At 70.6% G+C, this 25337-nt stretch carries 22 protein-coding genes; 10 read left to right on the top strand and 12 right to left on the bottom strand.

Annotated features, from left to right (window positions below; genetic code table 11):
• Positions 1-74 precede the first annotated feature (74 nt).
• Both ABIC70_RS13765 and ABIC70_RS13770 read left to right on the top strand, forming a co-directional pair.
• Entirely contained in the window at positions 75-428 is a 354-nt protein-coding gene (locus ABIC70_RS13765; protein WP_043351744.1) for a DUF6460 domain-containing protein, read from the top strand.
• Between the two features lie 130 nt (positions 429-558).
• Positions 559-1917, top strand: a complete 1359-nt coding sequence (locus ABIC70_RS13770; RefSeq protein ID WP_354439926.1) for an MATE family efflux transporter — start codon at positions 559-561, stop codon at positions 1915-1917.
• Between the two features lie 34 nt (positions 1918-1951).
• Here the strand turns inward: ABIC70_RS13770 and ABIC70_RS13775 are convergent, their stop codons facing one another.
• A complete protein-coding gene (locus ABIC70_RS13775) occupies positions 1952-2293 on the bottom strand; it encodes a YMGG-like glycine zipper-containing protein (protein ID WP_043383204.1) in 342 nt (113 codons plus the stop codon).
• Between the two features lie 215 nt (positions 2294-2508).
• Here ABIC70_RS13775 and ABIC70_RS13780 point away from each other — a divergent pair, with 215 nt between their 5' ends.
• Positions 2509-3402, top strand: coding sequence for an HpcH/HpaI aldolase/citrate lyase family protein (locus ABIC70_RS13780; RefSeq protein WP_043383208.1), 894 nt, complete (start codon positions 2509-2511; stop codon positions 3400-3402).
• A gap of 92 nt (positions 3403-3494) precedes the next feature.
• Here the strand turns inward: ABIC70_RS13780 and ABIC70_RS13785 are convergent, their stop codons facing one another.
• The 4 genes from ABIC70_RS13785 to ABIC70_RS13800 all read right to left on the bottom strand — a co-directional run bounded on the left by ABIC70_RS13785 (position 3495) and on the right by ABIC70_RS13800 (position 7645).
• A complete protein-coding gene (locus ABIC70_RS13785) occupies positions 3495-3770 on the bottom strand; it encodes a hypothetical protein (RefSeq protein WP_043351746.1) in 276 nt (91 codons plus the stop codon).
• Positions 3767-6064: an FdhF/YdeP family oxidoreductase gene (locus ABIC70_RS13790; protein WP_043383213.1), complete on the bottom strand. Its 2298-nt coding sequence runs from the start codon at positions 6062-6064 to the stop codon at positions 3767-3769. The genes ABIC70_RS13785 and ABIC70_RS13790 overlap by 4 nt, the downstream gene beginning before the upstream one ends.
• Positions 6065-6221: 157 nt before the next feature.
• A complete protein-coding gene (locus ABIC70_RS13795) occupies positions 6222-7298 on the bottom strand; it encodes a quinone-dependent dihydroorotate dehydrogenase (RefSeq protein WP_354439927.1) in 1077 nt (358 codons plus the stop codon).
• Positions 7295-7645, bottom strand: coding sequence for a DUF952 domain-containing protein (locus ABIC70_RS13800; protein ID WP_278306584.1), 351 nt, complete (start codon positions 7643-7645; stop codon positions 7295-7297). The genes ABIC70_RS13795 and ABIC70_RS13800 overlap by 4 nt, the downstream gene beginning before the upstream one ends.
• 315 nt (positions 7646-7960) lie before the next feature.
• Between ABIC70_RS13800 and ABIC70_RS13805 the strand changes: the two genes are divergently transcribed.
• From ABIC70_RS13805 to ABIC70_RS13815, 3 genes are all read left to right on the top strand, one after another.
• The gene (locus tag ABIC70_RS13805) at positions 7961-8593 is read left to right on the top strand and encodes a S24 family peptidase (RefSeq protein ID WP_043355978.1); all 633 of its coding nucleotides are present in this window, start codon (positions 7961-7963) and stop codon (positions 8591-8593) included.
• A gap of 96 nt (positions 8594-8689) precedes the next feature.
• Positions 8690-9787 carry a two-component system sensor histidine kinase NtrB gene (locus tag ABIC70_RS13810; RefSeq protein ID WP_354439928.1) on the top strand — a complete coding sequence of 366 codons (1098 nt, stop codon included), beginning with the start codon at positions 8690-8692 and terminating at the stop codon, positions 9785-9787.
• A 220-nt stretch (positions 9788-10007) separates the two neighbouring features.
• Complete coding sequence (locus ABIC70_RS13815; protein ID WP_354439929.1) at positions 10008-10979, top strand: TIM44-like domain-containing protein; 972 nt, start codon at positions 10008-10010, stop codon at positions 10977-10979.
• A gap of 45 nt (positions 10980-11024) precedes the next feature.
• Here ABIC70_RS13815 and rsmA read toward each other — a convergent pair whose 3' ends face one another.
• The 5 genes from rsmA to lptF all read right to left on the bottom strand — a co-directional run bounded on the left by rsmA (position 11025) and on the right by lptF (position 18064).
• A complete protein-coding gene (rsmA, locus tag ABIC70_RS13820; protein WP_053610020.1) occupies positions 11025-11903 on the bottom strand; it encodes a 16S rRNA (adenine(1518)-N(6)/adenine(1519)-N(6))-dimethyltransferase RsmA in 879 nt (292 codons plus the stop codon).
• Between the two features lie 10 nt (positions 11904-11913).
• A complete protein-coding gene (gene pdxA / locus ABIC70_RS13825; protein ID WP_053610019.1) occupies positions 11914-13029 on the bottom strand; it encodes a 4-hydroxythreonine-4-phosphate dehydrogenase PdxA in 1116 nt (371 codons plus the stop codon).
• Positions 13030-13149: 120 nt separating this feature from the next.
• Positions 13150-15729, bottom strand: coding sequence for an LPS-assembly protein LptD (locus ABIC70_RS13830; RefSeq protein WP_051976088.1), 2580 nt, complete (start codon positions 15727-15729; stop codon positions 13150-13152).
• A 77-nt stretch (positions 15730-15806) separates the two neighbouring features.
• On the bottom strand, positions 15807-16895 hold the full coding sequence (lptG, locus tag ABIC70_RS13835; protein WP_043760753.1) for an LPS export ABC transporter permease LptG: 1089 nt from the start codon (positions 16893-16895) through the stop codon (positions 15807-15809).
• Positions 16896-16903: 8 nt separating this feature from the next.
• On the bottom strand, positions 16904-18064 hold the full coding sequence (gene lptF / locus ABIC70_RS13840) for an LPS export ABC transporter permease LptF (protein WP_053610018.1): 1161 nt from the start codon (positions 18062-18064) through the stop codon (positions 16904-16906).
• Between the two features lie 287 nt (positions 18065-18351).
• Here lptF and ABIC70_RS13845 point away from each other — a divergent pair, with 287 nt between their 5' ends.
• From ABIC70_RS13845 to msrP, 4 genes are all read left to right on the top strand, one after another.
• Positions 18352-19863 (top strand): leucyl aminopeptidase, encoded by a 1512-nt coding sequence (locus ABIC70_RS13845; RefSeq protein WP_354439930.1) that lies wholly within the window; start codon positions 18352-18354, stop codon positions 19861-19863.
• A gap of 49 nt (positions 19864-19912) precedes the next feature.
• Positions 19913-20647, top strand: a complete 735-nt coding sequence (locus ABIC70_RS13850; protein WP_179698215.1) for a hypothetical protein — start codon at positions 19913-19915, stop codon at positions 20645-20647.
• Positions 20648-20746: 99 nt separating this feature from the next.
• Positions 20747-22501, top strand: coding sequence for an AMP-binding protein (locus ABIC70_RS13855; RefSeq protein ID WP_354439931.1), 1755 nt, complete (start codon positions 20747-20749; stop codon positions 22499-22501).
• Between the two features lie 161 nt (positions 22502-22662).
• A complete protein-coding gene (gene msrP, locus ABIC70_RS13860; RefSeq protein ID WP_043755665.1) occupies positions 22663-23616 on the top strand; it encodes a protein-methionine-sulfoxide reductase catalytic subunit MsrP in 954 nt (317 codons plus the stop codon).
• A gap of 124 nt (positions 23617-23740) precedes the next feature.
• Here msrP and ABIC70_RS13865 read toward each other — a convergent pair whose 3' ends face one another.
• Both ABIC70_RS13865 and ABIC70_RS13870 read right to left on the bottom strand, forming a co-directional pair.
• A complete protein-coding gene (locus ABIC70_RS13865) occupies positions 23741-24001 on the bottom strand; it encodes a YARHG domain-containing protein (protein WP_043356002.1) in 261 nt (86 codons plus the stop codon).
• Positions 24002-24043: 42 nt separating this feature from the next.
• The gene (locus ABIC70_RS13870; RefSeq protein ID WP_043356004.1) at positions 24044-24934 is read right to left on the bottom strand and encodes a LysR family transcriptional regulator; all 891 of its coding nucleotides are present in this window, start codon (positions 24932-24934) and stop codon (positions 24044-24046) included.
• Positions 24935-25337: the final 403 nt, after the last annotated feature.

Below are 25337 nucleotides of genomic sequence, written 5' to 3' on the forward strand. Positions count from 1 at the left end.
CGGTGTGGTGCGCCGGCCACGGTTCCGCCCGCTTCGTCGCCGATCCGAAGGCCCTGAGGCTTCACGAGGACGCAATGCTCGTCGATCACGACCGGCGCCGGCAAGGCTATCAGCAGGGCGCGCCGCCGAACGCCCCCTACGGGGCCGAGACCTACCGGTCACGACCCTCGGCGCTCCGGCGCTTCCTCGGCGGCTCGCCCGCCGGCGTGTTCCTGCGCCTGCTGTTCCTGTCGGTGCTGGTCGGCGCCTTCATGTCGATGCTCGGCCTCACGCCCGGGCGGCTGTTCTGGCACGTCTATGATTCGGCGCGGGCGCTGATCGATGTCGGGCTCGCCTCGCTCCACGATTTCGGCGGCTGGATCCTCGCCGGGGCGATCGTGGTCGTGCCGCTCTGGCTGATCGCGCGCCTCTTCGCCGTCTCGCGCTGACCGAATCCGAGGCCGACCGGCACGGTCAGGCCCGTCATCCCGGCGCCGCGGAGCGGAGCCTGGGAGCCTGACCCGCCGATGCCCTCGTCCGGCTTTGCGCGGACGGCGCAGCTTTCCAGCGTGAGGCCTGATGCACGCCGCCAGTTCCGGCCGCCCGACGAACCGCCGCGTCCTGGCTCTGGCGCTGCCGATGACGGTCGCCAACGTCACGACGCCGATGCTCGGCTTCGTCGGGGCGGCGGTGATCGGCCGGCTCGGCGACGCGGCGCTGCTCGGCGCCATCGCCCTCGGCGCGGTGATCTTCGACGCGATCTTCTGGTCGTTCGGGGCGCTTCGCATGGCGACCGCCGGCCTGACCGCGCAGGCGGTCGGCGGACAAGACGAGCCCGAGGTCGATCGCATCCTGGCCCGGGCGCTGGCGGCGGGCGCCCTGATCGGCCTGGTCCTGGTGGTCCTGCAGGAACCGCTCGCCCAGCTCGCCTTCCGGATCAGCGGGGCGAGCGAGGCCGTGATTGCGGGCCTTGCGACCTATTTCCACATCCGCATCCTGTCCGCGCCCTTCGTGCTGGCGAGCTACGGCGTGCTCGGCTCGGTCCTGGGGCGCGGGCGCACCGATCTCGGCCTGCTGCTGCAGGTCGCGATCAACCTGACCAATGTCGCGCTGACGCTCACCCTGGTCCTGGGCTTCGGCCTCGGGCTCGCCGGGGCGGCGCTGGCAACGCTGGGCGCCGAGGCGCTCGGGCTCGGCCTCGGGCTGGTCCTCCTGGCGCGCCTCGGCGCGCGGCCGTTCCGGGTGCCGCTGCGCGATCTCCGCGACGCCACGGCGCTCCGCCGGACGCTCAGCGTCAACGGCGACGTGATCCTGCGGACGCTCGCCCTGATCACCGGCATCGTGCTGTTCTCGGCGCTGGGCGCCCGGCAGGGCGACGTGGTGCTGGCGGCGAACTCGGTCCTGTGGAATCTCTTCCTGATCGGCGGGTTCTTCCTCGACGGCTTCGCCACGGCGGCCGAGACCCTCTGCGGCCAGGCGGTGGGCGCCCGGGACGCGGACGCGTTCGATGCGGCCGCCACCCTGTGCCTGCGCTGGTGCCTCGGCTTCGGGCTCGCGGTCAGCCTGCTGTCGCTGGCGGGCGGCGCGGCCTTCATCGATGCCGTGACGACGAACGGGCCGGTGCGCGAGGCGGCGCGCTCCTACCTCGTCCTCGCGGCCCTGGCGCCGCTCGCCGCCGCTGCGCCCTTCGCGTATGACGGGATCTACATCGGCGCGACCTGGACCCGGGCGATGCGCAACCTGATGGCGTGCGCGCTCGCCGCCTATTGCGCGATCCTCGTGCTGGTCGAGAGCCTGGGCCTCGGCAATACCGGGCTGTGGCTCGCCTTCGTGGGCTTCCTGGGCGCCCGGGGCCTCGGACAGGCGATCGCCTTCCCGGGCCTCGCCCGGGACACGTTCCGGGAGTCTGCGTCCTCCGCACGCGAACAGGCGGCCTAGGCGGATTCCGCGTCCGTGCGAGGCGAGCGGCCTGCTAGCGCGGATCCTTCCAGGTGGTGGGCTGGGCGGACGGCGCGGCGCGGGCGACGGTGCCCGTGGTGCGCGGCATGACGGCCTCCGCCCGACGCGGGTAGGACCGGCGCGGCGCCGCGGAGCCGTAGCGGCGGCCCCGGCGGACATGGCGGCGCCCGCGCTCCGTCGAGTTCCCCACGAAGCCGCCGACCACGGCGCCCGCGACGGCACCGATCGGCCCGCCGACCAGCGCCCCCGCGACCGCGCCGGAGCCGACGCCGAGGGTGGTCCGGCTCTGGGCCCGGGCCGCCTCGGGTGCCGCCAATGTCCCGAGCAAGGCCAGGGTGACCAAGACTTTGCGCATCGTCGAGTTTCCGGGTTCCAAGAATTGGTTTCGTCCGGCCTTTAAGCGGCGGAACATGACCAAACCGCGGCTTCGATCTGCGCAGAGAGGCCGCGGTATCAAACCGCCCGGGAACTCACCGGCCCCGATCGTCAGGGTGTGGCGCGGCCGGTTTCGTGCTTTAGGGTGCAGTGCAACGACAGGAGGCCGCGCGACGGCCCAGGAGGGAGAAGCCGATGGCCACGACGACCGATCTGCGCCTGCGCCGGAGCGTGCTCTACATGCCCGGCTCGAACCAGCGGGCGCTCGACAAGGCCAAGACCCTGCCGGTGGACAGCATCATTCTTGACCTCGAGGATGCCGTCGGTCCGGAGGAAAAGGAGATCGCCCGGGAGCAGGTCTGCGCAGCCGTGAAGAGCGGCGCTTACGGCAGCCGCGAGCTGATCATCCGGGTCAACGCCCCGCAGACCCCCTGGGGTGAGGCGGATCTCCACGCCGCCATCGAAGCCAAGCCCGACGCGATCCTGATGCCGAAGGTCTCGTCGCCGGCGGTGCTAGAGAGCATCGCCGACCGGCTCGAATCCCTCGACGCCCCGGAGGGCATCGCGATCTGGGCGATGATCGAGACGCCGGCCTCGATCCTCAACATCCAGGAGATCGCACGGGCCAAGCGCGATCCGCGCAACCGCCTGACTTGCCTTGTGCTGGGCACCAACGACCTCGCCAAGGACACCTGGGCCAAGATCGTGCCCGGCCGCGTGCCGATGCTGCCCTGGATGATGATGGCGCTGGCCGCGGCCCGGTCGGAGGGCTTGGCCATCCTCGATGGCGTGTACAACGACATCGCCGATACCGAAGGCTGTCGCGAAGAGTGCCGTCAGGCCCGCGACCTGGGCTTCGACGGCAAGACGCTGATCCACCCGACGCAGCTGGAGCCCGCCAACACGTCCTTCGCCCCCACCGAGGAGGAGGTGCGCCGGGCCAAGCTGGTGATCGAGGCGTTCGAGCGCCCGGAATATGCCAAGCGCGGCGCGATCAAGCTGGAGGGTCGGCTCTACGAGCGGCAGCACCTCGGCGTGAACCGCCGGGCGGTCACCTGGGCCGAGGCGATCAAGGCGAAGGGGTTCTGAACCGTCTTCCAGCCCGCAGCGCCACCCTCTGCCGTGTCGCGCGGGCCTGGGTCATCGCGCGACCCTCGTGATGACGGGTCCGCTCTCGGTCATCACGTGGCGCACCCGGCGGATTCGTAGCGCGTCCGCTGGGTGCGCCCGTCGCGCGCCGTGACCACGACGAGCCCCGCCTCCTCCAGGCCGACCAGCGACCGCAGCACGAGGGCGTGCTCCACCCCGAAGGTGCGGGCGAAGGCGCGGCTGTCGCCCGGCAGGCCGAGATCCAGCGCCGCCAGGAGACCCGCCGACAGCGGGTCGAGGCCGGGATGAGCGGCCGAAACCCGGTCGAGGGCGGCGACGAACGCCGCCTCGTCGGGGCCCTGGCTCACGCGGCCACGGGCGCCTGCAGGGTCACCAGCACGGATTTGGAGGTCGGCGTGTCGCTCTTCTCGCCGAAGGTCGAGAGGGGCACCAGCACGTTCAGCTCCGGATAGTAGCCGGCCAGCGATCCCCGCGGCATGTCGAAGGGCACGAGGCGGAAATTCTCCGCGCGGCGGGTGATGCCGTCGTCGTGCGTGCCCACGATGTCGACGCGCTCGCCGAGCCGGTCGCGGATCGCCGCGAGGTCGTCCGGATGGGCGAACAGGACGCGGCGCTCGCCGTAGACGCCGCGGTAGCGGTCATCCATCCCGTAGATCGTGGTGTTGTACTGGTCGTGGCTGCGGAACGTCTGCAGCACGAACGTGTCGCGGGCCTTCCGGGCGGCCTGATGTTCGGTTTCGGCCGGAAGGGCATCCGCCGAGAAATTGGCCCGGCCGGTGGCCGTCTCGAATACCCGCTCGGCGGCGAGGTTGCGCAGCATGAAGCCGCGGGGCTTGCGCACGCGGGTGTTGTAGCCGGTGAAGCCCGGGATCGTGGCGGCGATCGCCTCGCGGATCCGGTCGTAATCCGCGGCGAAGCCGGCCCAGTCGATGGCGGAGGCGCCGAGAGTCGCCTGCGCCATCCCGGCGATGATGGCGATCTCGGACCGCAGCTCCTTCGAGGCCGGCTTGTTGATGCCGCCCGACCCGTGGACCATGCTCATCGAATCTTCGACGGTCACGATCTGGATCTTGCCCTCTTCGGTCCGGTCGATCTCGGTGCGGCCGAGGCAGGGCAGCAGGTAGCCGACCGCGCCGGGCACCAGATGGGCGTGGTTGAGTTTCGTGGCGATGTGGACGGTGAGCCGGCACGACGCCAGCGCCTGCGCCACCACCGGCGTGTCGGGCGTCGCCCGCAGGAAGTTGCCGCCGAGCCCGATGAAGGCCTTGGACGTGCCGTCCCGCATGGCGCGGATCGCCGCGAGCACGTTGTGGCCGTGCCGGCGCGGCATGGCGAGGCCGAAATGCTGCTCCAGGGCGTCCAGGAAGGACGCGGAGGGGCGCTCGTTGATGCCGACCGTGCGGTCGCCCTGAACGTTCGAGTGGCCCCGGACCGGGCACAGGCCCGCGCCGGGGCGGCCGATATGGCCGCGCAGGAACAGGAGGTTGGCGATCTCCCGGATCGTCGCCACCGAGTGCCGATGCTGGGTCACGCCCATCGCCCAGGTGGCGATGACCCGCTGCGCGCCGAGATAGACGTCCGCCATGGCGGCGATCTCGTCCATCGTGAGGCCGGACTGGTCGAGGATCGCGTCCCAGGAGGTCGCCTCAACGGCCGACCGATAGGCGTCGAGACCGGCGGTGTGGTGCTCCAGGAAGGCCTGGTCGAGGAGCGACGGCCGGCCGGCCGCCAGGGCCTCGGCGTCGCGGGCGAACACGATCTTGGCGATGCCCCGGAAGGCCGCCATGTCGCCGCCCGAGCGCGGCTGCAGATAGTGGCTGGCGATGGGGCGGCTCGAGCCGCGGAGCATCTCGACGGTGTTCTGCGGATCGGCGAACCGCTCCAGGCCGCGCTCGCGCACCGGGTTGAGCACCACGACCTGGGCGCCGCGCTCGGCCGCCCGGCGCAGGTCGCCGAGCATCCGCGGATGGTTGGTCCCGGGATTCTGGCCGACGCAGAAGATCGCGTCCGCCTTCTCGAAATCCTCCAGCAGGACCGTGCCCTTGCCGATGCCGATCGCATCGATCAGCGCCACGCCGCTCGCCTCGTGGCACATGTTCGAGCAGTCGGGGAAATTGTTGGTCCCGTAGGCCCGGGCGAAGAGCTGGTACAGGTAGGCGGCCTCGTTGGAGGCGCGGCCCGAGGTGTAGAACTCGGCCTGGTCCGGATGGTCGAGCCCGCGCAGGGTCGCGCCGATCTCCGCGAAGGCCGCGTCCCAGCTCACCGGGAGGTAGCGGTCGCTCGCCGCGTCGTAGCGCATCGGATGCGTCAGGCGGCCCTGGCCCTCGAGGGCGTAGTCGCTCCAGTCCCGCAGCTCGGTCAGCGTGTGCTTGGCGAAGAAGGACGGCTTCGTGCGCTTGTCGGTGGCCTCCCAGGAGACCGCCTTCACGCCGTTCTCGCAGAACTCGAAGGACGAGCCGTGCTCCGGGTCGCCCCAGGCGCAGCCGGGGCAGTCGAACCCGTCGGGCTGGTTGGCCTTCAACAGCGCGCGGGCGCCGGTGAGGGGCGCGCGGCTGCCGAGCAGGTGCTTGCCGCAGCTCTTCAGAGCACCCCAGCCGCCGGCGGCGGATGAGCGCTTGGAAGACCCTTCAGATTGGGCCATGAACCGTCCTGGATTGGCTGACGCGACGTGTCTCGCAGACGCGAGATAAGCGGCTCTCCAGGTCCCTCACAATGGCGTGCGGGCGCAGGCCCCTCATGCATGGGGCACAGGCTAAGCTCCCACTCCGCAAAGCCTTTCTAAACTGGCGCGTCCCCTCTCACGCGGTGCGGGCGAGTTCCGCGGCGTCCCGTCCGACCACCGTGGCGAGGCTGGTGACGCCGGCCCGGTCCATCTGCGCCAGCAGGCCCGCCTTGATGCGCCCGACCAGTCCCGGGCCCTCGTACACGAGCGCGGAGTAGAGCTGCACGAGACTGGCCCCGGCCCGGATCTTGGCCCAGGCGGCCTCCGCCGAATCCACGCCGCCGACGCCGATCAGCGGAATCGTGTCTCCGACCCGCAGGCGCGTCTGGGCCAGCATCCGGGTCGCCGGGCCGAAGAGCGGCCGGCCCGACAGCCCGCCGGTCTCCCGGGCGAGCCCCTGCTCGCGGAGGCTCGCCGGACGGGCCACGGTGGTGTTGGACACGACGAGGGCCTGGACGCCGCGCCGTTGCGCCGTTGCGCAGACCGCGTCGAGGGCGTCCAACGCCATGTCGGGGGCGATCTTCAGGAGGATCGCCGCGTCGGCACCCGCCGCGTCGCGGGCCTCGACCGTCCGGGCGAGCAGTTCGTCGAGGAAGGCCTCGCCCTGGAGGTCGCGCAGGCCCGGGGTGTTGGGCGAGGAGACATTGACGGTGACGAAATCGACCAGCGGCGCGAGGGCGGCAGTGCAGGCCGCGTAGTCGGCGAGGCGGTCGGTGGACTCCTTGTTGGCGCCGATGTTGACGCCGACGATCCCGGAGCGGCCTTTCCGGACACGCAACCGGCCGGCCACCACCGACACCCCCTCGCTGTTGAGGCCGAAGCGGTTGATCACCGCCCGGTCGGCGGTCAGGCGGAACACCCGCGGCCGCGGGTTGCCGGGCTGCGGCCGCGGCACCACCCCGCCCACCTCGACGAAGCCGAAGCCGAGGCTCAGCAACGCGTCGGGAACGCGCGCGCCCTTGTCGAAGCCGGCGGCGAGGCCGACCGGGTTGGGGAAGCGGCGCCCGAGCAGGTCGACGGCGAGCCGCGGGTCTTCCGTCGGCGGGCCAGCCGCCGGAAGGAGCGCCAGGGCGCGCAGCGTCAGGTCGTGCGCGCGCTCCGCGTCAAGGCGATGGAGGAGCGGCCGGACGAGCGGGAAGGCGGCGTCGATCATGCCGGCAGGATCCCGGCCGGAAATGCGTGCCGCCCGTCGCCGTCCAGCGGCATTTCGTCCACCGCGACCACGGCCGAGAGCGGCAGCGGACCGTAGAGGTGCGGGAACAGATCGCCCCCCCGGGAGGCCTCGTAGCGCAGGCCGTCGCCGAGCGCCTCGGCCTCGACCGCAACGAGGAGCAGGTCGTCCTGTCCGGCGAAGTGTCGGGCGGCCGTCTCGGCGACCTGGGCGGCCGTCGAGAAATGGATGAAGCCGTCCTGGCGGTCGATCGGCGCCCCCGTGAATTGGCCCGCGGCCTCGGCCTCGCGCCACAGGGCACGCGGACAGATCTTGTAGATGAGCGGCATCGAAGCTCCCCGGAACCGACGCGTCGATAGAGGCGCCGGGCGCCGGCGGCAACACCGATGCGCTCTGCCGATTCGAGGAGCGATTGCAATCTGACGCCCGTAGTTCTACTTTCCTACAACTAGGCTGGACGTCACACAGCCCTGTCCGGACCGGCAGAGCGGATCCGGAAAGTAAATTGTCAAGTATCTCCGCGCGTACCCGGCGGGTTTTGAACGGACCCGGCGGACAAACCGTCTCCGTGCCCCCGAGGCAGCCGGATCCCGGCTGGTGAGACGGGGGTGCCGGCCCGCTGAGGGTGAGCCTCCGAGTCCGCGATGCTGTCGCACGAGCAGATCTGGAACGCCATCGACCGGCTCGCCGAGCGCCACGGCTACTCGGCCTCCGGGCTCGCCCGCCGCGCCGGCCTCGACGCCACGAGCTTCAACCGCTCGAAGCGCGTGGGCGCCGACGGCCGCAAGCGCTGGCCCTCCACGGAATCGGTGTCCAAGGTCCTGGCTGCGACAGGATCGAGCCTCGACGAGTTCCTGCGGCTCATCGAGGCGCGGGAGATTCCCGCCCGCACCATGGTTCCGCTGATCGGCCTGACGCAGGCCGGCGCCGGACGCCTGTTCACCGACGAGGGCATGCCCACCGGCGGCGCGGGCTGGGAGGAGATCGAGTTTCCGGATCTCGGCGAGGAGCGGGCCTTCGCGCTGGAGATCCAGGGCGATTCCATGCTGCCGCTGTTCCGGGACGGCGACGTGCTGATCGTGTCGCCCACGGCCAGCGTCCGCAAGGGCGACCGCGTCGTGGTCCGCCTGCATGGCGGCGAGGTCCTGGCCAAGGAGCTGAAGCGGCGCACGGCCCGGACCGTGGAGCTGGCCTCCCTGAACCCCGAACACGAGGACCGGGTCCTGAATCTCGGCGAGATCGCCTGGATGGCGCGGGTCATGTGGGTGCGCCAGTAGACGGTGCTCACGGCGGCCGGCGCTTGGCCATGACGCCGTTCATCGCTATCGCTGGCCCGTCGCGGACCTTCCGCATCCGCTGAGCGCGAACGCAGCATGGTGCAGCCCGGGACGGATCACAGTGCGGGCACGGGGGAGCCGCTCGGCGGCGAGGCCCGCTCGCTCCTCGACGCGCTGCCGACGCCCAGCCTCCTGCTCGATCCGCAGGGCCGTGTCCTCCACGCCAACCCGGCCCTGGAGCATCTCGCCGGGTATCCGGCCGAGCGGCTCGCCGCGCAGGGTCTGGACCTCATGCTGGCCCATCGCACGACGGCGCTCGATCCCGCCGGCCCCGCGAGTCAGGAATTCCTGGCCGCACGCGCGGACGGGACCACCTTCTGGGCCCATCTGGACACGGCGCCGCTTCCCGGCACCCGCAACCGCATCGGCCAGATCCTCGACGTCACGGCGCGCCGCGAGGCCGAGGGGGCGCTCGCCCTCTCCCGCCAGCGCGAGGCACTGGGGCTGCTGACCAACAGCGTGGCGCACGAGTTCAACAACTTCCTGCAGATCCTGATCGGCTACATTGACGGGCTGAAACGTCGCCTCGGAGACCGGCAGGAGCCGTTCATCCAGCGGGCGATCGCCCGCTCAGCCGACGCCACCGAGCGGGCGGCGATCCTGACCCGGCACCTGCTGGCGTACTCCCGACGCATCGCGCCCGACGTCCGCGCGGTGGACCTCGACGCGATCGTGGCGGATCTCGCAGGCCGCCTCGAGCCCGATCTGCCGCCCGGCATCCGTCTCACCGTCGCGGCGACGCCGGGCCTGCCCCGGGCGATCAGCAATCCGACGCAGATCGAATTCGCCCTGCGGCATCTCGTCGCCAACGCCTGCGAGGCCATGCCGTCCGGGGGAACACTGACGCTGTCGACCTTCCGGATCGATCCCGGCGACCGGTCCTTGCAGCAGCCGGGCCTCGGCAGCGTCGGGATCGCGGTCGGGGATACGGGGCTGGGCATGTCGCCCGAGATGCTCACCCGGGCCCTGGCGCCGTTTCAGACCAGTCACGAGGCGGGGCGCGGCGCGGGCCTCGCGATCGTGCATGGGCTGATGAAGCGCCAGAACGGCACCATCACCCTCGACAGCCGCAGCGGGGAGGGGACCCAGGTGCGCCTCGTCTTTCCGGCGGCTCCCGAGCGCACTCTCCACTGAGCCGCCGGGTCCGACGCGCGGCGCAACGCAACCCCGGGCAGCGGGCGTTCGGCGTGCCCGGCTCGACCGGATCGCCGTTCACCGCGTCCATGGACGGGGGGAGATCCCGTGGAAAACGTCATCCCGGCGCCGTCGGGCAGGACTAAAACCCGAGCCGGGCCGTTCCCATATCGTCACTGGCGCTCCGCGCTCTTCGGTTCTCGTCCTCTGAGGCGTGTACATGTTTACTGAGATTTCGCGCCGCCGGCGTGTGGCCGCCCTCCTGGCGCTGGCCGCTGCGCTGACCGTCGCGGCGCCCGTCGCGGAAGCCCGTCCGGGCGGCGGCGGATCGTTCGGATCCCGTGGCTCGCGCACCTACACGGCCCCCTCGGCCACGCCGACGGCCCCGGGCGGCGGCATGACCATGCAGCGTTCGCAGACCGCGCCGTCCCCCGGCATGGGCAGCCCCGGCATGCAGGCTCCGGCCGCGCCCGGCCGGCGGTTCGGCGGCGGCTTCTTCGCGGGCCTGCTGGGTGCCGGCCTGATCGGCGCACTCCTCGGCGGCGGCTTCTTCGGCGGCCTCGGTGGCCTCGCCTCGATGATCGGCCTCCTGTTCCAGGTCGGGCTCGTCGTGCTCGTGGTGATGCTGGCACTGCGCTTCTTCCGCCGCCGGAACGAGCCGGCCGGCGCCGGTGCCCCCTATGCCCGCTCGTCGCTCAACGACGAGCCCGGCGCGCGCGGCCCGATGGGCGCTGCTCCGGCTGGTCCCGCCGCCGGCATGTTCGGCGGTGGCCAGCGGCCGCCGCAGACACGCCCGGTCCAGATCGGCCCGGCCGACTATCAGGCGTTCGAGCGGCTGCTCGGCGACGTTCAGGATGCCTATTCCCGCGAGGATCGGGTGACGCTGGGCAACCTGTCGACGCCCGAGATGGTCGGCTACTTCGATGAGGAGCTGCGCAACAACGCGGCCCGCGGTGTGGTGAACACGATCTCGGACGTGAAGCTGCTGCAGGGCGACCTTGCGGAAGCCTGGGGTGAGGATCGCACCGACTACGCCACCGTGGCGATGCGCTACGCCCTCAAGGACGTGATGGTGGAGCGGGCCAGCGGACGAGTCGTCTCGACGGATACGTCCGAGGCGACGGAGCTCTGGACCTTCCTGCGCCAGCCCGGGCGCGGCTGGGTGCTCTCGGCGATCCAGCAGACCCGCTGATTGCGCCGCGCTCCGGCCTCCGGGCCGGAGCCGCCGTGCAGGCTTTCAAGCCGGCGCCGCCCCCGCGGTGCCGGCTTTTCTGTGCGCGTCCCACCGGTTCGCCAGATCGACGAAGCCTGCCACCGGGATTTCCTCGGCCCGCGCCGTCTCGACAAGCCCGGCCGCGGCCAGCAGGATGCCGGGCTCGGGCGTCAAGGCCTTGAGGCTCTGACGCAGCATCTTCCGGCGTTGGCCGAAGGCCGCGCGGGTGACGGCTTCCAGCGCACCGGCGCGGCAGGGCAAAGGCTCCGCCCGCGGCACAAGCCGCACCACGCTCGACGTCACCTTCGGTGGCGGCACGAACGCCGAAGGGCTGACGTCGAACAGGATCTCGGCCTCGGTCCGCCAGCCGCAGAGCACGCCGAGCCGGCCGTAATCGGCCCGCTCCTCGGGGCTGGCGACGATGCGCTCGGCGACTTCCCGCTGGAACATCAGCACGGCCTGATCCCACCAGGGCGGCCAGGCTTCACCGTCGAGCCAGCCGGTGAGCAGCGCCGTGCCGACATTGTAGGGCAGGTTGGCGACGATCCGGGCGGGCCCATCGCCCACCAGCGGCCGCGGATCGAAGGCGAGGGCGTCGGCGTCGACCACCTCGAGGCGTCCCGGATAATGGGCGGCGATCTCGGCGAGCGCCGGCAGGGCGCGCGGGTCGCGCTCGATCGCCACGACGCGGGCGGCGCCCTCGGCGAGGAGCGCGCGCGTCAGGCCGCCCGGACCGGGGCCGACCTCCACCACGGTCACACCCGCGAGGGGACCCGCTGCCCGGGCGATCCGCCCGGTCAGGTTGAGGTCGTACAGGAAGTTCTGGCCGAGCGCCTTCTTCGGCTCCAGGCCGTGGCGGGCAACGACGTCGCGCAGCGGCGGAAGACCGTCCCCTGCGCTCATGATGGCTCTCTCACAGCTCGTCCTCGGCGTCGAAGTGGTGGGCGCCCGGGGATCGCGGCCGCCCGGCATAGACGCTGAACGGGATGATTTCGGCACCGCCCAACGGACTGCTTCGCAGCGCCGCGTTGGCGGCCAGCCGATCGGCGAGGCGCAAAGCCGCCACGAGGCTGTCGGGCCGGGCGATGCCCTGACCGGCGATATCGAAGGCCGTGCCGTGGTCCGGTGAGGTCCGCACGAAGGGCAGGCCAAGGGTGACGTTCACGCCGTCGTCGAACGCGATGGTCTTTATCGGGATCAGGGCCTGATCGTGCGTGGGCGCGAGGGCGACGTCGTAGGTGGTCCGGGCGCGGGCGTGGAACAGGGTGTCGGCCGGGAGCGGCCCGCGGATGTCGATGCCCTGTGCCCGCAGCCGCGCCACCGCGGGGGCGAGGACGTCGCGGTCTTCATGGCCGATCGTCCCAGCCTCGCCCGCATGCGGGTTGAGGCCCGCGAGGACGAGGCGCGGCTCCGGCAGACCGAACCGGTCGCGCAGGTCCCGGGCGACGATCAAGGCGGTCTCCTCGACGAGGTCCTGGGTGAGGAGAGCCGGCACGTCCTTCAGCGGCACGTGGATCGTCACCGGAACCACCGAGAGCTCCGGGCTCCAGATCATCATCACAGGCCTGGGCGGCGTCTGGCCGGGCGGGACCGAGAGGGCGGCCAGGAACTCGGTGTGGCCCGGATGGGCGAACCCCGTCCGGGTCAGCACGAACTTGGCGATGGGGTTGGTGACCACCGCGCTCGCGCGTCCGGCCTTCACGAACGCCACCGCCGCCGTAATCGACTCGATGGTCGCGCCGGCATTGACGGAATCGGGCACGCCCGGCTCGGCGGCGACGCGGGCGCCGCTCGGCAGCGACACCACCGGGAGGGCGCGCGGGAACACCTCGGCGGCGGTCTCGGGATCGACCTCGGCCACCGGAACGGGGCGGCCGAGGCGGTGGGCGAGGCGCTCGACGAAGTCCGGATCGGCCACGAGGAAGAACGGCGGCAGCGGCTCCGTGCCGCCCCGTCCGAGCCACGCGCTGAGCGCCAGCTCCGGACCGATGCCGGCAGGATCTCCGAGGGTGAGGGCGAGGGGCGGCATGGGCGGTCTATAGCGCCGGCGGGCCGCGGGCGCATCCTCGGCGCCACGGGTCCGAGCCGCCGGGGAGCGCGGGTCCACGGATAGTGGCTCCCGAGGCCCACAGACGCGGAGAGCGGGACTTTACCGCACCGAGGCGATGCCGTCCGCGGTGGTGGCGGTGCCGACGTTCTGGCGCAGATCCGCCTCACCCAGCGTCTTGAGTTCGACCCGCAGCAGGACGGTCTGGTTGCGCTCGCGGACGCCGGTGGCCGTCGCGATCGGGGAATTGATGTAGTTCAGCGAGACGGTGGTGCATTCGTCCTGATAGCCGCCGCCGAAGCTCGCCCCCGAGAGATAGAAGCGCCCCGGGTTCTGGTAGATCGGCACGGTTCCGATCGGGTTCGCCAGATAGGAGCTCAGGGCATCCGTATAGGTGTTGCGCACGTCCAGGTAGTGCGTGAGGTCGACGAGCAGCGAGCCCGACACGAACCAGTTCGGCGTGATGTTGTAGGTCGCGGACGCCGTGACGCCTTCACGGTAATGGCTGTAGCCGAGCAGCGGCTGCGCCTCGTAGTAGGAATAGAAGGCCGACAGCGTCAGCGGCGCGAACGGCGCGAACCGTGCCGTGACGCCGGTCTCGAACCGCGCCACGTGGAAGTCGGCCTGGTTGAACCGGGCACGGCTGATGAACGTGATGTTCTGGTTCGGCGAGACCTGGAACCGGCCGACGAAGTCCGATCGCTGCGTCTCGAGCCCGGAATCCAGGCCGGTATTGGCGATGTCGCCGCGACGGAACGAGTTGACGCCCGCGAGCTGGATCGACTCGCCGAACAGCACGTTCGCGTACCAGCCCGACGGGGTCACGACGGAGTACTGGCCGCCGAGATTGGTGCGCACGCCGCCTTCGACCCGGTCGTAGCCCGAGAATTTGTCCCATTCGAACAGCGACGTGTCGTCGAAGACGAGGCTCTGCGCGTCCTCGTTCGGCAGGCGGCCGATCCGGGTCTCCGACGGGCGCGCGATGATCTGGCCGATCGGCTCCAGGGTGTGGACGCCGAGCGCGCCGAAATTGGCGACGAACGGGTAGCGGTAATCGAGGCCGATCGCCGGCATGACCCGGCCGGCGAAGCCGTCGTCGATCTTCGCCACCTGCGGCGCGAGATCGTTCTGGTAGCCGGAGAAGCTCGGATTGGTGAAGAACGCGTCGGTGCGCAGATACGCGAACGGCGTGAACTTCTGGCCCCAGTCGTCGATGAAGCTGCGGCGCCAGGACAGTTCCGCGGAGGCGCGGGTGTTGGTGCCGGCGAGCCCGTCGATCGCGCAGAGGCCGCGCTGGAAGACCGTGCAGGTCTGGTAGAGCGGGAAGCTGACGCCGTTGACGCTCGGCGAGAACAGGTAGCTCGAGGTCCGTGGCAGGCCCTGGTACTGCGTGGTCTCGCGGGTCAGGCTGGTGATGTTCGCCTGGAAGCGCACCTCGCCGCCGATCTCCGAGGGACCGTTGACCCGCTTGTCGTAGTCGATGACCGGGGCGACGATCGGCTGCTGCTTCTGCCAGTCGAAGCTCGACAGGCCCTTGAAGTAGTAGCCCCGCGCCTCGAACCACGAGCGGTCGCCCTGGCCGATCAGGTACGCCGTCGAGGTCGCCTCACGGAAATAGTCCGTGGTGATGTTCTGGTTGCGGATCCGGTAATTGTCGAGGAACCACTTGTCGGTGACGCCGACGAGGTCCCAGCCCGTACGCCAGCGCGGGTTGATGTAGAACCGGCCCTGCGACTCCACCGAGCCGCGGAAATCGCGCTCGCCGGCGCCGAGGGGGCTCGGCAAGAAGGCCGAGGGCGTCGTCTGCGAGATGCCCGACAGGCGGATGTTGTAGAAGCCGTTGTCGATCCGCTGGCGGAACTCGCCCTGCGCGAGCAGGCCCTGCCGGCTGAGCAGCGTCGGCGTCACCGTCAGATCGTAGTTCGGCGCCAGATTGATGAAGTAGGGAAGCGACACGCCGTTGCCGAGGGCGGTCGTCGTGATGAAGCGCGGCGTCAGGAAGCCGGTCTTGCGCTTCACCGTCGGATCCGGCGCCTCGAAATACGGCAGGTAGGCCACCGGGATCCCGGCGATCTCGAGCGTCGAGTCGTCGAAGTAGACCGTGTGGGTCTCGTTGTCGTGGATGATCTTCTTCGCCTTGATCTGCCACAGCGGCGGCGTCTCAGGGTTGTCCTTGCACGGCTCGCAGGCCGTGTAGCTGCCGGACTCGAAGCTCGTCTGCTCGCCGTTCAGGCGCTCGGCCCGGGGCGCGGAGAACCGGGTGCGCACGGTCTCGAACTTGCGCTGGACGGTCTGCTGGCCGCGGAAGGCATCCACGAAGCCGGTCTTGAAGTCGTCGGTGAGCTCCATGCGCGCGCCGGTCACGACGCCGCCATCGGCCTCGGTGAGGCGGACATTGCCCTCGGCGAAGACCCGGCCGGAAGTCCGGTCGTAGCGCACGCGGTCGGCCTGCAGGGTCCGCGGGCCGTAATGCAGCTCGGCGTTGCCCCGCGCCGTCACGGTGCCGTGGTCGTTGTCGTAGATCAGCTCGTCGGCCTCGACGAGGAGCTTGTCGCCGGGCTTGCCGGCCGTCACGGCGGGCAGGCCCTGGGCATGGGCGGACAGGCCCCCCGCCAGCGGCGCGGCGAGCGCCAGCACAGCTCGGAAACCAGCCTTCCGCAGGATGTCGGCGACCTTACGCAACGCGCGTCCCAACCCCTGTGACGTCTGCCGCCACCAACCTCAACACCCGTCTCCCGTCCCGCGAAGGCTCGCGGAAGTCAGCCGTCTTCCTGGTACAGAAGCGTGAGCGTACCGAGAAGACTGCCTACCACGGCCGGGAACCAGGCCGCCACCGGTGCGGCGACGAGTCCGGACGCCCCGAGCCCCTCCATGACCTGTCGGACCACGTAGAGAGCGAAGCCGGCCGCGACGCCACCGAGCACGAGTTTTCCGACACCACCAAAGCGGAAGAACCGTAAGGAAACGGTTGCGGCGACGATGACCATGGCCACGAACAGCACCGGCCTTGCCCACAGGACATCGTACTGGAGCCGGTATCGGGTGGCGTCCAAACCGGCCCGCTCGGTCCGCGCGATCGTTGTGGGAAGTTGCCAGAAAGGCACAGATTCGGGGGGCGTGAACCCCTGACGCACCTGTGCGGGGTCGAGGTTCGAGGCGATCAGGTAGGTGTCGAACGACTCAGGGGGCGTGTCCGGTGTGAGAACGCGCACATCGGAGAGTTCCCAGTAGCCGTCGTGCAGCGTGGCGCGGGCCGCGACGAGCTGCTCGGCGAACTTGCCGGCCGCGTCGAAGGTGAAGACCGACACGCCGGCGAGGGTGGTCGTGCCCTCGATGGCGGTCTCGGCGCGGAGGATCGCCTCGCCGTCGAGGCCCTTCTGGCGGATCCAGAGGTCCTTGCCCGAACTCGCCTTGGTGGATTTGGCGAAGATCTTCGCCTCGATCTCGGTGGAGCGCTGTTTCAGCAGCGCCGAGACCGGGTTGTAGACGCCGACGGCCAGCGCACCGAGGGTGAGGGCCACGAAGAAGCCGGGCTGCAGGAACTGCCAGGCCGAGATCCCGGCTGCCCGCGCGACCACCAGCTCCAGCTTGCGCGAGAGCTGGAGCAGGGCCGCCATGGAGCCGAACAGGATCGCGAAAGGCAGGACGCCCTCGGCCACCGCGGGGGTGCGATAGAGCGAGAGCTGCGCCATCAGCCCCGCGGAGGCGCCCTGGGCCTCGCCAGCGCGGCGGAGGAGCTCGACGAAGTCCAGGGTGTAGACCAGGGCGAACACGGTCACGAACACGCCGAGCACCGTGCGGAGGAACCGGGCGGCGAAATACCGCCCGAGGGTGGGGCCGATCAGCATCATCGGGTTCAGGCCGCCGGCGCCAGGCGCGGGCCGCGGAACAGGCCGCGCACGAAGCGGGCCAGGGCGGCGTTGAATGCGCGCACCCGCGGTCCGAAGAAGATCAGGAGGCTCGACAGGACGATCGCCAGAAGCGGCACGCCGTAGACCGCCCCCACGGCCGCCGGGCTGCGCGCGGCGGCGCTGACCGCCGCGAAGCCACCGATGCGCAGGGCCACCACGGCGAGGATCGCCCCGGCGACCGCGACGCCGCGCCCCTGCCGTGTCGTGCGTGGGTCGCCCAGCGCCGCGAAGGCGATGAAGACCAGGGCCAGCGGGTAAAGACAGGCGGAAAGCCGGTCGTGCAGCTCCGCCCGGAACCGGCCCTTCTGCAGCTTGTAGTAGCCTTCGGTCGTGTCGGGGAACAGGAGCTGCGCCGTCGATCGCTCCCGGGGCTTGTAGATCGTGTCGGAATCCGGGGGCGCGAAGGCAGCGAGGTCGATCGTGTAGCGCTCGAAGGTCAGGATCGACGAATCGCGGGAATCCTTCTGCTGCTGATGGACGCTGCCGTTCTCCAGGATCAGATAGCTCTGTCCATCGACGTCGGCCGCGTTGCCGCGCTCGGCGAGGTAGACCTTGGTCTTCCCGGCCTCACGCCGGTCCTGGATGAACAGCCCCTTCAGGGTGCCCCCCGGACCGCGCTCGCGGAAGTGGAAGGTGATGCCGTTGTCGAGCTGGGTGAACTGCCCCTCCTTGACGACGTTCGCGATGAAGTCGCCGCGGACCCGGGTGATCACGTCGCGCAGCTCCTGGAAGCTCGCGGGCATCACCACCACCACCAGGAATCCCACCAGGAAGCTGACGAACAGCGCCAGGGTCAGGAAGGGGCGCAGGAGCGAGCGGGGCGGCATCCCGGCCGCCGACATGACGATCAGCTCGGAATCGCCGTTCAACTTGTTGAGGGCGTAGATCGTGCCGATGAACAGGGCGACGGGGGCGATCACCACCACGAGGGTCGGCAGGGACAGGCCCGTGACGAACAGGAAGACCAGCAGCGTCTGGCCCTTGGCGGTCACGAGGTCGAGCTCGCGCAGGGCCTGCGTCAGCCAGATCGTGCCCGTCAGCCCGATCAGGCAGGCGAGGGTGGCGCCCAGGGCGATCCGAAAGATGTAGCGCTCGATCTGCCTCATCGGCCCGGCAGTCCCGCTTCAGCATCGTCCCGAAAGGTTGTGCCGGCTTTCGGGCAAAGACGATGCGAATCCAAAGCTCGAGCCCGCCGTGCCGGATCCTTCAAATCCGGCATGATGGTCCCATCCTCTTGCGCCCTCGGAGCGGCAGGGACCCGACAAAAGGGGCGATTCCAGGGCTGTCACGCCGCGTTGCGTTCTCCGTCTCAGCGGCTACACAGAGCGGATGGCCCGCGCCTCGGCGCGCGGGTACGTAGTACGGCTCCGGGATAACGGGCAGGGCGACGGGTATGGCGGACGGTATCGAGATCGGTTTCGGTCCCCTGGAGCAGAGCGGCCAGGGCCCCGGCGGATCCGGCGATCTCGTGGTCTTCGTCGGCGACGACCTGTCGCTCGGATCGGCGGCCCGGGAAGCGCTCGGCGCCTCCGGGTCGGATCTCGTGGCCCGCGCCGCGGCCTCCGAGAAGTTCAAGGGCCGCGCGCTCAGCGCGCTGACGCTGCCGGCCCCTTCGGGCGTCGGCGCCGACCGCCTCGTGGTCGTGGGCCTCGGCTCCGAGAAGGATCGGGCCAAGACCGACTGGCCGGCGCTCGGCGGCTTCACCGCCGGCAAGGTGGCGGGGCGGACCGCCCGGGTCGTGCTCGACTGGCCCGGCACGACGGTCACGGCGACGCAGGCCGGCGAGTTCGCCCTCGGCGCGCGCCTGCGGACCTACGCGTTCGACCGCTACAAGACCAAGAAGAAGCCCGACGCCGACGACAAGTCCGTCACCGCGCTGACCCTGCTGCTCGCCGATCACGGCGCGGCCGCCCGCGAGGGTGAGGGCGCCCGGAGCCTGTCCGACGGCGTGATCCTGGCGCGCGACCTCGTGAACGAGCCGCCGAACGTGCTCTTCCCGGCGGAATTCGCCCGCCGCGCCTCGGAACTCGCCAAGCTCGGCGTCGAGATCGAGGTGCTGGAGCCGGCCCGGATGCGGGAGCTCGGCATGGGCGCGCTGCTCGCGGTGGCGCAGGGCTCGGCCCGCGAGCCGCGGATCGTGATCATGCGCTGGAACGGCGGCCCCGCCGCCGAGCCGCCCGTGGCCCTCATCGGCAAGGGCGTCGTGTTCGATTCCGGCGGCGTCTCGATCAAGCCCGGGGGCGGCATGGAGGACATGAAAGGCGACATGGGCGGCGCGGCCGCCGTGGTCGGTGCCCTGCATGCCCTCGCCGCGCGCAAGGCGCGCTGCAACGTGGTCGGCGCCATCGGCATCGTGGAGAACATGCCGGATGGCGGCTCCTACCGCCCCTCCGACATCCTGACCTCCATGTCCGGCCAGACCATCGAGGTGATCAACACCGACGCCGAGGGCCGGTTGGTGCTGGCCGACGTGATCACCCACGTCATCCGCAGCACCAAGCCGAAGGCGCTGGTCGACCTCGCGACGCTGACGGGCGCGATCATCGTGGCGCTGGGCCAGGACATCGCCGGCATGTTCTCCAACGACGACACGCTGGCGGGCAACATCCACGCCGCCGGCGAGGCGACGGGCGAGAAGGTCTGGCGGATGCCGCTGATCCCGGCCTACGACAAGGCGATCGATTCCAAGTTCGCCGACATGAAGAACACCGGCGGCCGTCACGGCGGCGCCGCCACTGCGGCCTCGTTCATCAAGCGCTATGTCGAGGACGTGCCGTGGGCGCATCTCGACATCGCGGGCGTGGCGATGTCGTCGAACGCCAGCGAGATCAACCGCAGCTGGGGCGCGGGCTGGGGCGTGCGCCTCCTCGACCGGCTGATTCGCGACCATTACGAGGCCCGCTAAGGCGGCCGCGGCGGTCCAGACGCCGCGCGCCGGTCCGGGCAATCTCAGCATGGCCGCACACGCCAACGCCGCGCGCGATCGGGCCGATCCGGGTGACGGGACGTCCGGAGGCCGCGTCGGCGGCCTCCTCCTGGCAGCCGTCGGGCCGATTCTCGCCATGCTGGCCGCCCTGGCGCTCGTCGCCGTCACCGGCCTGAGCCAGCGTGGTTTCGTGCCGGAGGCCCTCGAGCCCTGGATCTTCGGCTACTTCATCGGCCGCTACCCGCTCTTCGCCTTCGCGCTGGTCTACGGGCTGGGGCATCTCGCGCGCGCGGCGGCGGAGCCGGGTCCGGCCTCCGTCCCGCGCCGGGTCCTGTTCGGCCTCGCGGGGGCGGCCGCCCTTCTCGCCGCCGGGCTCTATCCCACCTTCGGCGGCCTCATCCTGCGCGGTGCCTTCGCCACCGGCGGCATGGCGTTCCTCACCCATCAGCCCCTGTGGCTGGCTTTCGGACTCGGCGCCGCTGTGGGTGCCCTGCTGTTCGGCGGCGTCCTCGGGCTGTTCGCGGTCGCGGCCAACCGCCCCCTGCGGCCGCGCCTGCGCCGGATTGGATTCGGAGCGCTCGCCTTCCTGGCCCTGTGGTTCGGCGCGATCCTGATCGGCCTCGCTGGCGACCTGGGCGTCGGCCCCTGGCCGCGCCGGGCGATGCGACCGGAGGAGGCCGCGCTCGCCGCGGGCCTGCTGATCGCCGCTGCTCTGCCCCACACCGCTCTGGCGACATTGCGCCGGCATCGTCGGGGCGTCTGAGCCCCCTGCCTTGCGGGCCGGCCTCCGTTCCCGCAGAGTCTGCGCGACAGGCGTAGCGAGACCCGGCCACCGAGAGTCGGGCCCGCGGGAGGCATCGCGATGCACGAGGCGAACGTGATCGAGCACGGCGCTCAAGCCGCTACGGCCGGCGCGTTGCCGGCCACGCCAAGCGGCGGGTCCTCCGACCGCCCCTGGCTGGCCTCCTACCCGTCCCGGGTTCCGGCGGAGATCGACGTCGCGGCCCTCGGGACCCTGGTCGGCCTGTTCGAATCCAGCATGGCCGCCTTCGCCGACCGGCCGGCGATGCTGTGCTTCGGCTCGACCATGACCTACGCGACCCTCGGCCAGCAGGCGCGCGACCTCGCGGCCTGGCTGCGCGGACAGGGCCTGGCAAAGGGCGACCGCGTTGCGATCATGCTGCCGAACGTCCCGGCCTATGCGGTCGCGATCTTCGGCGTTCTCCTGGCGGGCGGGACGGTGGTCAACACCAACCCTCTCTACACACCCCGGGAATGTGCGCAGCAGATCAACGATTCCGGTGCGCGGATCCTGATCGTCCTGGAGAATTTCGGCGCCACGGTCGCGGCAGCCCTGCCGGACGTCGCCCTGGAGCGGGTCGTCCTCGTGGGCCCGGGCGACGGGCTCGGGCTCAAGGGCCACGTGATCACGCTCGCCAGCCGGCATGTGCGCAAGGCCGTGCCGCCGTTCCGCCTTCCGGAGGGCCTCGCGATCCCCTTCGCCACCGTCCTGCGCCGGGGCCGGTCGATGCCGCGGGCGACGGTCCGGGTCGAACCGGAAGACCTCGCCTTCCTGCAATATACCGGCGGCACCACGGGCATCGCCAAGGCGGCGATGCTGAGCCACCGCAACATCATGGCGAATGTCGAGCAGTCTCAGCTCTGGTTCAACTCGAAGGATCCGAGCGTCCCGCGCTGCGTGGTCACAGCCCTGCCGCTCTACCACATCTTCGCGCTCACGGCGTGCTTCTTCCAGTTCATGCGCAGCGGCGGATCCTGCCTCCTGATTCCCAATCCGCGCGACTGCGACGGCATGGTCAAGACGCTGAGCCGCACCCGCTTCACCCACCTGATGGGCGTGAACACCCTGTTCAACGTGCTGATCAACCACCCGAAGATCGGTACGGTGGATTTCGCCAACCTCGACTTCGTGGTCGGCGGCGGGACCGCCGTGCAGCGGGCGGTCGCCGAGCGCTGGAAGGCGCTGACCGGCAACACGATCATCGAGGGCTACGGCCTGTCCGAGACCTCCCCGGTCGTGTGCGTCAATCCGCACGGCATGCGGGATTTCTCCGGCACGATCGGCTACCCGCTGCCCTCCACCGAGGTCTCGATCCGCGACGTCGCCGGCGAACCGGTCCCGATCGGGCAGCCCGGCGAGATCTGCGTGCGCGGCCCGCAGGTGATGCGCGGCTACTGGAACCGACCGGAGGAGACGGCCCGGGCGATGACGGCGGACGGGTTCTTCCGGACGGGCGACGTGGCGATCCTGCAGGCGGACGGCCAGATCCGGATCGTCGACCGGATGAAGGACATGATCCTGGTCTCCGGCTTCAACGTCTATCCCAACGAGGTCGAGGACGTCCTGGCGGCCCACCCCGCCGTGCTCGAATGCGCGGTGGTCGGCGCACCGAGCGAGGAAACCGGCGAGATGGTGGTGGCCCACGTGGTCCTGAAGGATCCGTTGGTCTCCCCCGAGGCCCTGCGGGCGTATGCGCGCACCCAGCTCACCGGCTACAAGGTGCCCCGCCGCGTGGTGTTCCACGAGACGCTGCCCAAGACCAATGTCGGCAAGGTGCTGCGGCGGATGCTGCGCGACGAGACCCCGCCGGCCTGAGCCTCGGCCGATCGTCGGGCACCCGCCTGCGTCCAGGTGCCGCTCACCTGCGGCGTAACGCCGGGATGCGGGTCGCCGAAAGGTGAGGCTGCGGCGCTTGCGCCCCTGTCGGCTGCGGCCGATCTGTGGGTTGTGCGCGCAGGACATCCGAGGAGACGGCCATGTTGATCAAGCGCAAGCGCGGTTGGGAGATTCCGGAGCATCTGGCGACGCCGGAGGCCGTCTTCATCAACCGGCGGGCCCTGATCGGCGGTGCGGCCGGACTCGCAGCCGGCTCGCTCCTGGGCCCCCGTCAGGCCCTGGCGGCCGCAGGCGACCCGTCGCTCTATCCGGCGCCACAGAACCCGGCCTACACCCTCGACCGGCCCCTGACGCCCGAGCGCTTCAGCGCCGACTACAACAATTTCTACGAGTTCGGCACGTCGAAGACGGTGCTACCGGCAGCCAATGCCCTCAAGACGCAACCCTGGACCCTGAAGATCGACGGCCTCGTGGAGAAGCCGTTCGAGATCGGCGTCGACGACCTGATCCGGAAGGTGGGTCTGGAGGAGCGGCTCTACCGCCACCGCTGCGTCGAGGCGTGGTCCATGGCGGTGCCCTGGACAGGCTTCCCGCTGGCGAAGCTCGTGGCGCTCGCCAAGCCCGCCTCGGGCGCGAAGTACATCCGCTTCGAGACCTTCATGGACAAGGCGATGGCCCCCGGCCAGCGGGCCTTCTTCTATCCCTGGCCCTACACGGAGGGCCTGACATTGGCCGAGGCCGGCAACGACCTCGCCTTCATGGTGACGGGGGTCTACGGCAAGCCGCTGCCCAACCAGTTCGGGGCGCCGATCCGCGTCGCGGTGCCGTGGAAATACGGGTTCAAGTCGGCCAAGTCGCTGGTGAAGATCTCTTTCACCGCCGACCGGCCGAAGACCTTCTGGGAGGGGCTGCAGGCCTCCGAGTACGGCTTCTGGGCCAACGTGAACCCGGCCGTGCCGCATCCGCGCTGGAGCCAGGCCACGGAGCGGGTTCTGGGGACCGACCAGCGGGTGCCGACGCTGATTTACAACGGCTACGGCGAGCAGGTCGCCAGCCTCTACAAGGGCCTCGAAGGCGAACGGCTGTTCGTGTGAGGGGCTGCTCGGCGACACCCGCCGAGGCAAACCCGCCCGAGCCTCGCCCCACCGGGCGGGGCTTCAGTTCTTTGTCGTCACGCGTCTGTACGCGGTATCGGCGTCCACTGCGGCGGCGCGCACGCTAGCGCGGGCAGCCATGGGCGCGCTCGAAGGCCTGCAGCTCCGCCACCGTCGCCTGTTCCTGGCGCGAGAGCGGTATGCGGTCCATGGCGTCGTACCGGCAATCGGTATTGCCAAAGGTCCGGATCGCCCGTGGCGTGCTGAAACAATAGCCGGCCTGCTTGTAGATCAGGTTGCGCTGGTACCAAGCTTCCGCGCAGTCATCCGCCATCGCGTTGGTCGAACCCGCGACGAGGATCAGAGCGTAGAGGGCAGCGCGCATCGAATCGTCTCCGTGAGAAGACGCGACTCAAGCATCGGATGCTCAGTAGGTCCAGCGCTGCGCCTTGGAGACCAGGAAGTCGCGGAACGCCTGGACCCGGGCGACCGAGCGCATCTCCTCGGCATAGACGAGGTAGCTCTCGAGGCTCGGCATCTCGGTCTCGCGCAGCACCTGCACGAGCTGCTGGCCGCCATCCACCGCGTAGTCGGGCAGAATCCCGATCCCGGCTCCCGCCTCCATCGCGCGCTGGAGGGCGCCGATGTTGTTCACGGTCAGGTGGACCTGACGCCGGTCCCGGCCATCGCGGCCGGCATCCGCCAGCCAGTGGGCCGCGAGCAGGTACGACGGCTCGTTTCCGCCGAACGAGACGAGGCGGTGATCGTCGAGTTCTTCGATGGTCTTGGGCTCGCCGAAGCGCTTGACGTAATCCGGGCTCGCGAAGGCATGGTAGTGCACGGTGAACAGCCGGCGCTGGATCAGGTCCGGCTGGGCCGGCCGCCGCATGCGGATCGCCACATCGGCTTCGCGCATGGCGAGATCGAGTTCCTCGTTGGTGAGGATCAGCTCGATGCGCACATCCGGGTAGAGGTCGAGAAACTCGCCCACGCGCTGCGACAGCCAGGAGGTGCCGAGGCCCACCGTGGTGGTGACCTTGAGATCGCCGGTCGGGCGCTCGGAGGTCTCCACGAGCCGGGCGCGGGTATTCTCCAGGCGCAGCTTCATGTCCCGGGCGGCGCGGAACAGGAGATCGCCCTGTTCGGTCAGCAGCAGGCCGCGGGCATGGCGGTGGAACAGAGGCGCCTTCAGCTCGCGCTCCAAGGCGCTGATCTGGCGGCTCACCGCCGATTGGCTGAGCCCGATATCGTCACCCGCCTTTGTGAAGCTCCCCGCCTCCGCGACGTTGAGGAAGATCCGGATCTTATCCCAGTCCAAGGCAAGAACCCCTACCAGCGCGCGCCCGCGGGTCGCGCCCGGGTCAGGATGGGCACGAGGCGGCGGGCAGATCACCGGGCGAACTGCGCGGCGCCGAGGGCGGATGACCGCTCGCGGCACCGCGCGGGCATGCAATCGGTGCATCCCGGCGCAGTCAGCACTCCTATGCACACAGCGCATGATGCGACGCAAGCGGTGAAGGCGGGAAGTTGTTGAAATGGTGGGCGCTGCGGGCGAAGCGCCGCGGCCGGTGCCGCCGGCATTCCGCTGCGCCGGCCTGGACCGGGCTCTCGCCGATCGTGCGGCTGGCGAGAGAAGTCTCGGTCTCCAACGCCGCCCGTCAGCCCATGCCGGCGGCGAAGAACGCCGTCTCGCGCGCTCTGTCCGGCGGCACCGCGCGCTG

This window comes from Methylobacterium sp. 1973 (assembly GCF_040545035.1).
Lineage (GTDB): Bacteria > Pseudomonadota > Alphaproteobacteria > Rhizobiales > Beijerinckiaceae > Methylobacterium > Methylobacterium fujisawaense.

Excerpts from the sequence above, each read along its gene's own strand:
- ABIC70_RS13765 (WP_043351744.1), top strand. The coding sequence starts at position 75 with ATGCTCGTCGATCACGACCGGCGCCGGCAAGGCTATCAGCAGGGCGCG.
- ABIC70_RS13770 (WP_354439926.1), top strand. The coding sequence starts at position 559 with ATGCACGCCGCCAGTTCCGGCCGCCCGACGAACCGCCGCGTCCTGGCT.
- ABIC70_RS13775 (WP_043383204.1), bottom strand. The coding sequence starts at position 2,293 with ATGCGCAAAGTCTTGGTCACCCTGGCCTTGCTCGGGACATTGGCGGCA.
- ABIC70_RS13780 (WP_043383208.1), top strand. The coding sequence starts at position 2,509 with ATGGCCACGACGACCGATCTGCGCCTGCGCCGGAGCGTGCTCTACATG.
- ABIC70_RS13790 (WP_043383213.1), bottom strand. The coding sequence starts at position 6,064 with ATGGCCCAATCTGAAGGGTCTTCCAAGCGCTCATCCGCCGCCGGCGGC.
- ABIC70_RS13795 (WP_354439927.1), bottom strand. The coding sequence starts at position 7,298 with ATGATCGACGCCGCCTTCCCGCTCGTCCGGCCGCTCCTCCATCGCCTT.
- ABIC70_RS13800 (WP_278306584.1), bottom strand. The coding sequence starts at position 7,645 with ATGCCGCTCATCTACAAGATCTGTCCGCGTGCCCTGTGGCGCGAGGCC.
- ABIC70_RS13805 (WP_043355978.1), top strand. The coding sequence starts at position 7,961 with ATGCTGTCGCACGAGCAGATCTGGAACGCCATCGACCGGCTCGCCGAG.
- ABIC70_RS13810 (WP_354439928.1), top strand. The coding sequence starts at position 8,690 with ATGGTGCAGCCCGGGACGGATCACAGTGCGGGCACGGGGGAGCCGCTC.
- ABIC70_RS13815 (WP_354439929.1), top strand. The coding sequence starts at position 10,008 with ATGTTTACTGAGATTTCGCGCCGCCGGCGTGTGGCCGCCCTCCTGGCG.
- rsmA (WP_053610020.1), bottom strand. The coding sequence starts at position 11,903 with ATGAGCGCAGGGGACGGTCTTCCGCCGCTGCGCGACGTCGTTGCCCGC.
- pdxA (WP_053610019.1), bottom strand. The coding sequence starts at position 13,029 with ATGCCGCCCCTCGCCCTCACCCTCGGAGATCCTGCCGGCATCGGTCCG.
- lptG (WP_043760753.1), bottom strand. The coding sequence starts at position 16,895 with ATGCTGATCGGCCCCACCCTCGGGCGGTATTTCGCCGCCCGGTTCCTC.
- lptF (WP_053610018.1), bottom strand. The coding sequence starts at position 18,064 with ATGAGGCAGATCGAGCGCTACATCTTTCGGATCGCCCTGGGCGCCACC.
- ABIC70_RS13845 (WP_354439930.1), top strand. The coding sequence starts at position 18,352 with ATGGCGGACGGTATCGAGATCGGTTTCGGTCCCCTGGAGCAGAGCGGC.
- ABIC70_RS13850 (WP_179698215.1), top strand. The coding sequence starts at position 19,913 with ATGGCCGCACACGCCAACGCCGCGCGCGATCGGGCCGATCCGGGTGAC.
- ABIC70_RS13855 (WP_354439931.1), top strand. The coding sequence starts at position 20,747 with ATGCACGAGGCGAACGTGATCGAGCACGGCGCTCAAGCCGCTACGGCC.
- msrP (WP_043755665.1), top strand. The coding sequence starts at position 22,663 with ATGTTGATCAAGCGCAAGCGCGGTTGGGAGATTCCGGAGCATCTGGCG.
- ABIC70_RS13865 (WP_043356002.1), bottom strand. The coding sequence starts at position 24,001 with ATGCGCGCTGCCCTCTACGCTCTGATCCTCGTCGCGGGTTCGACCAAC.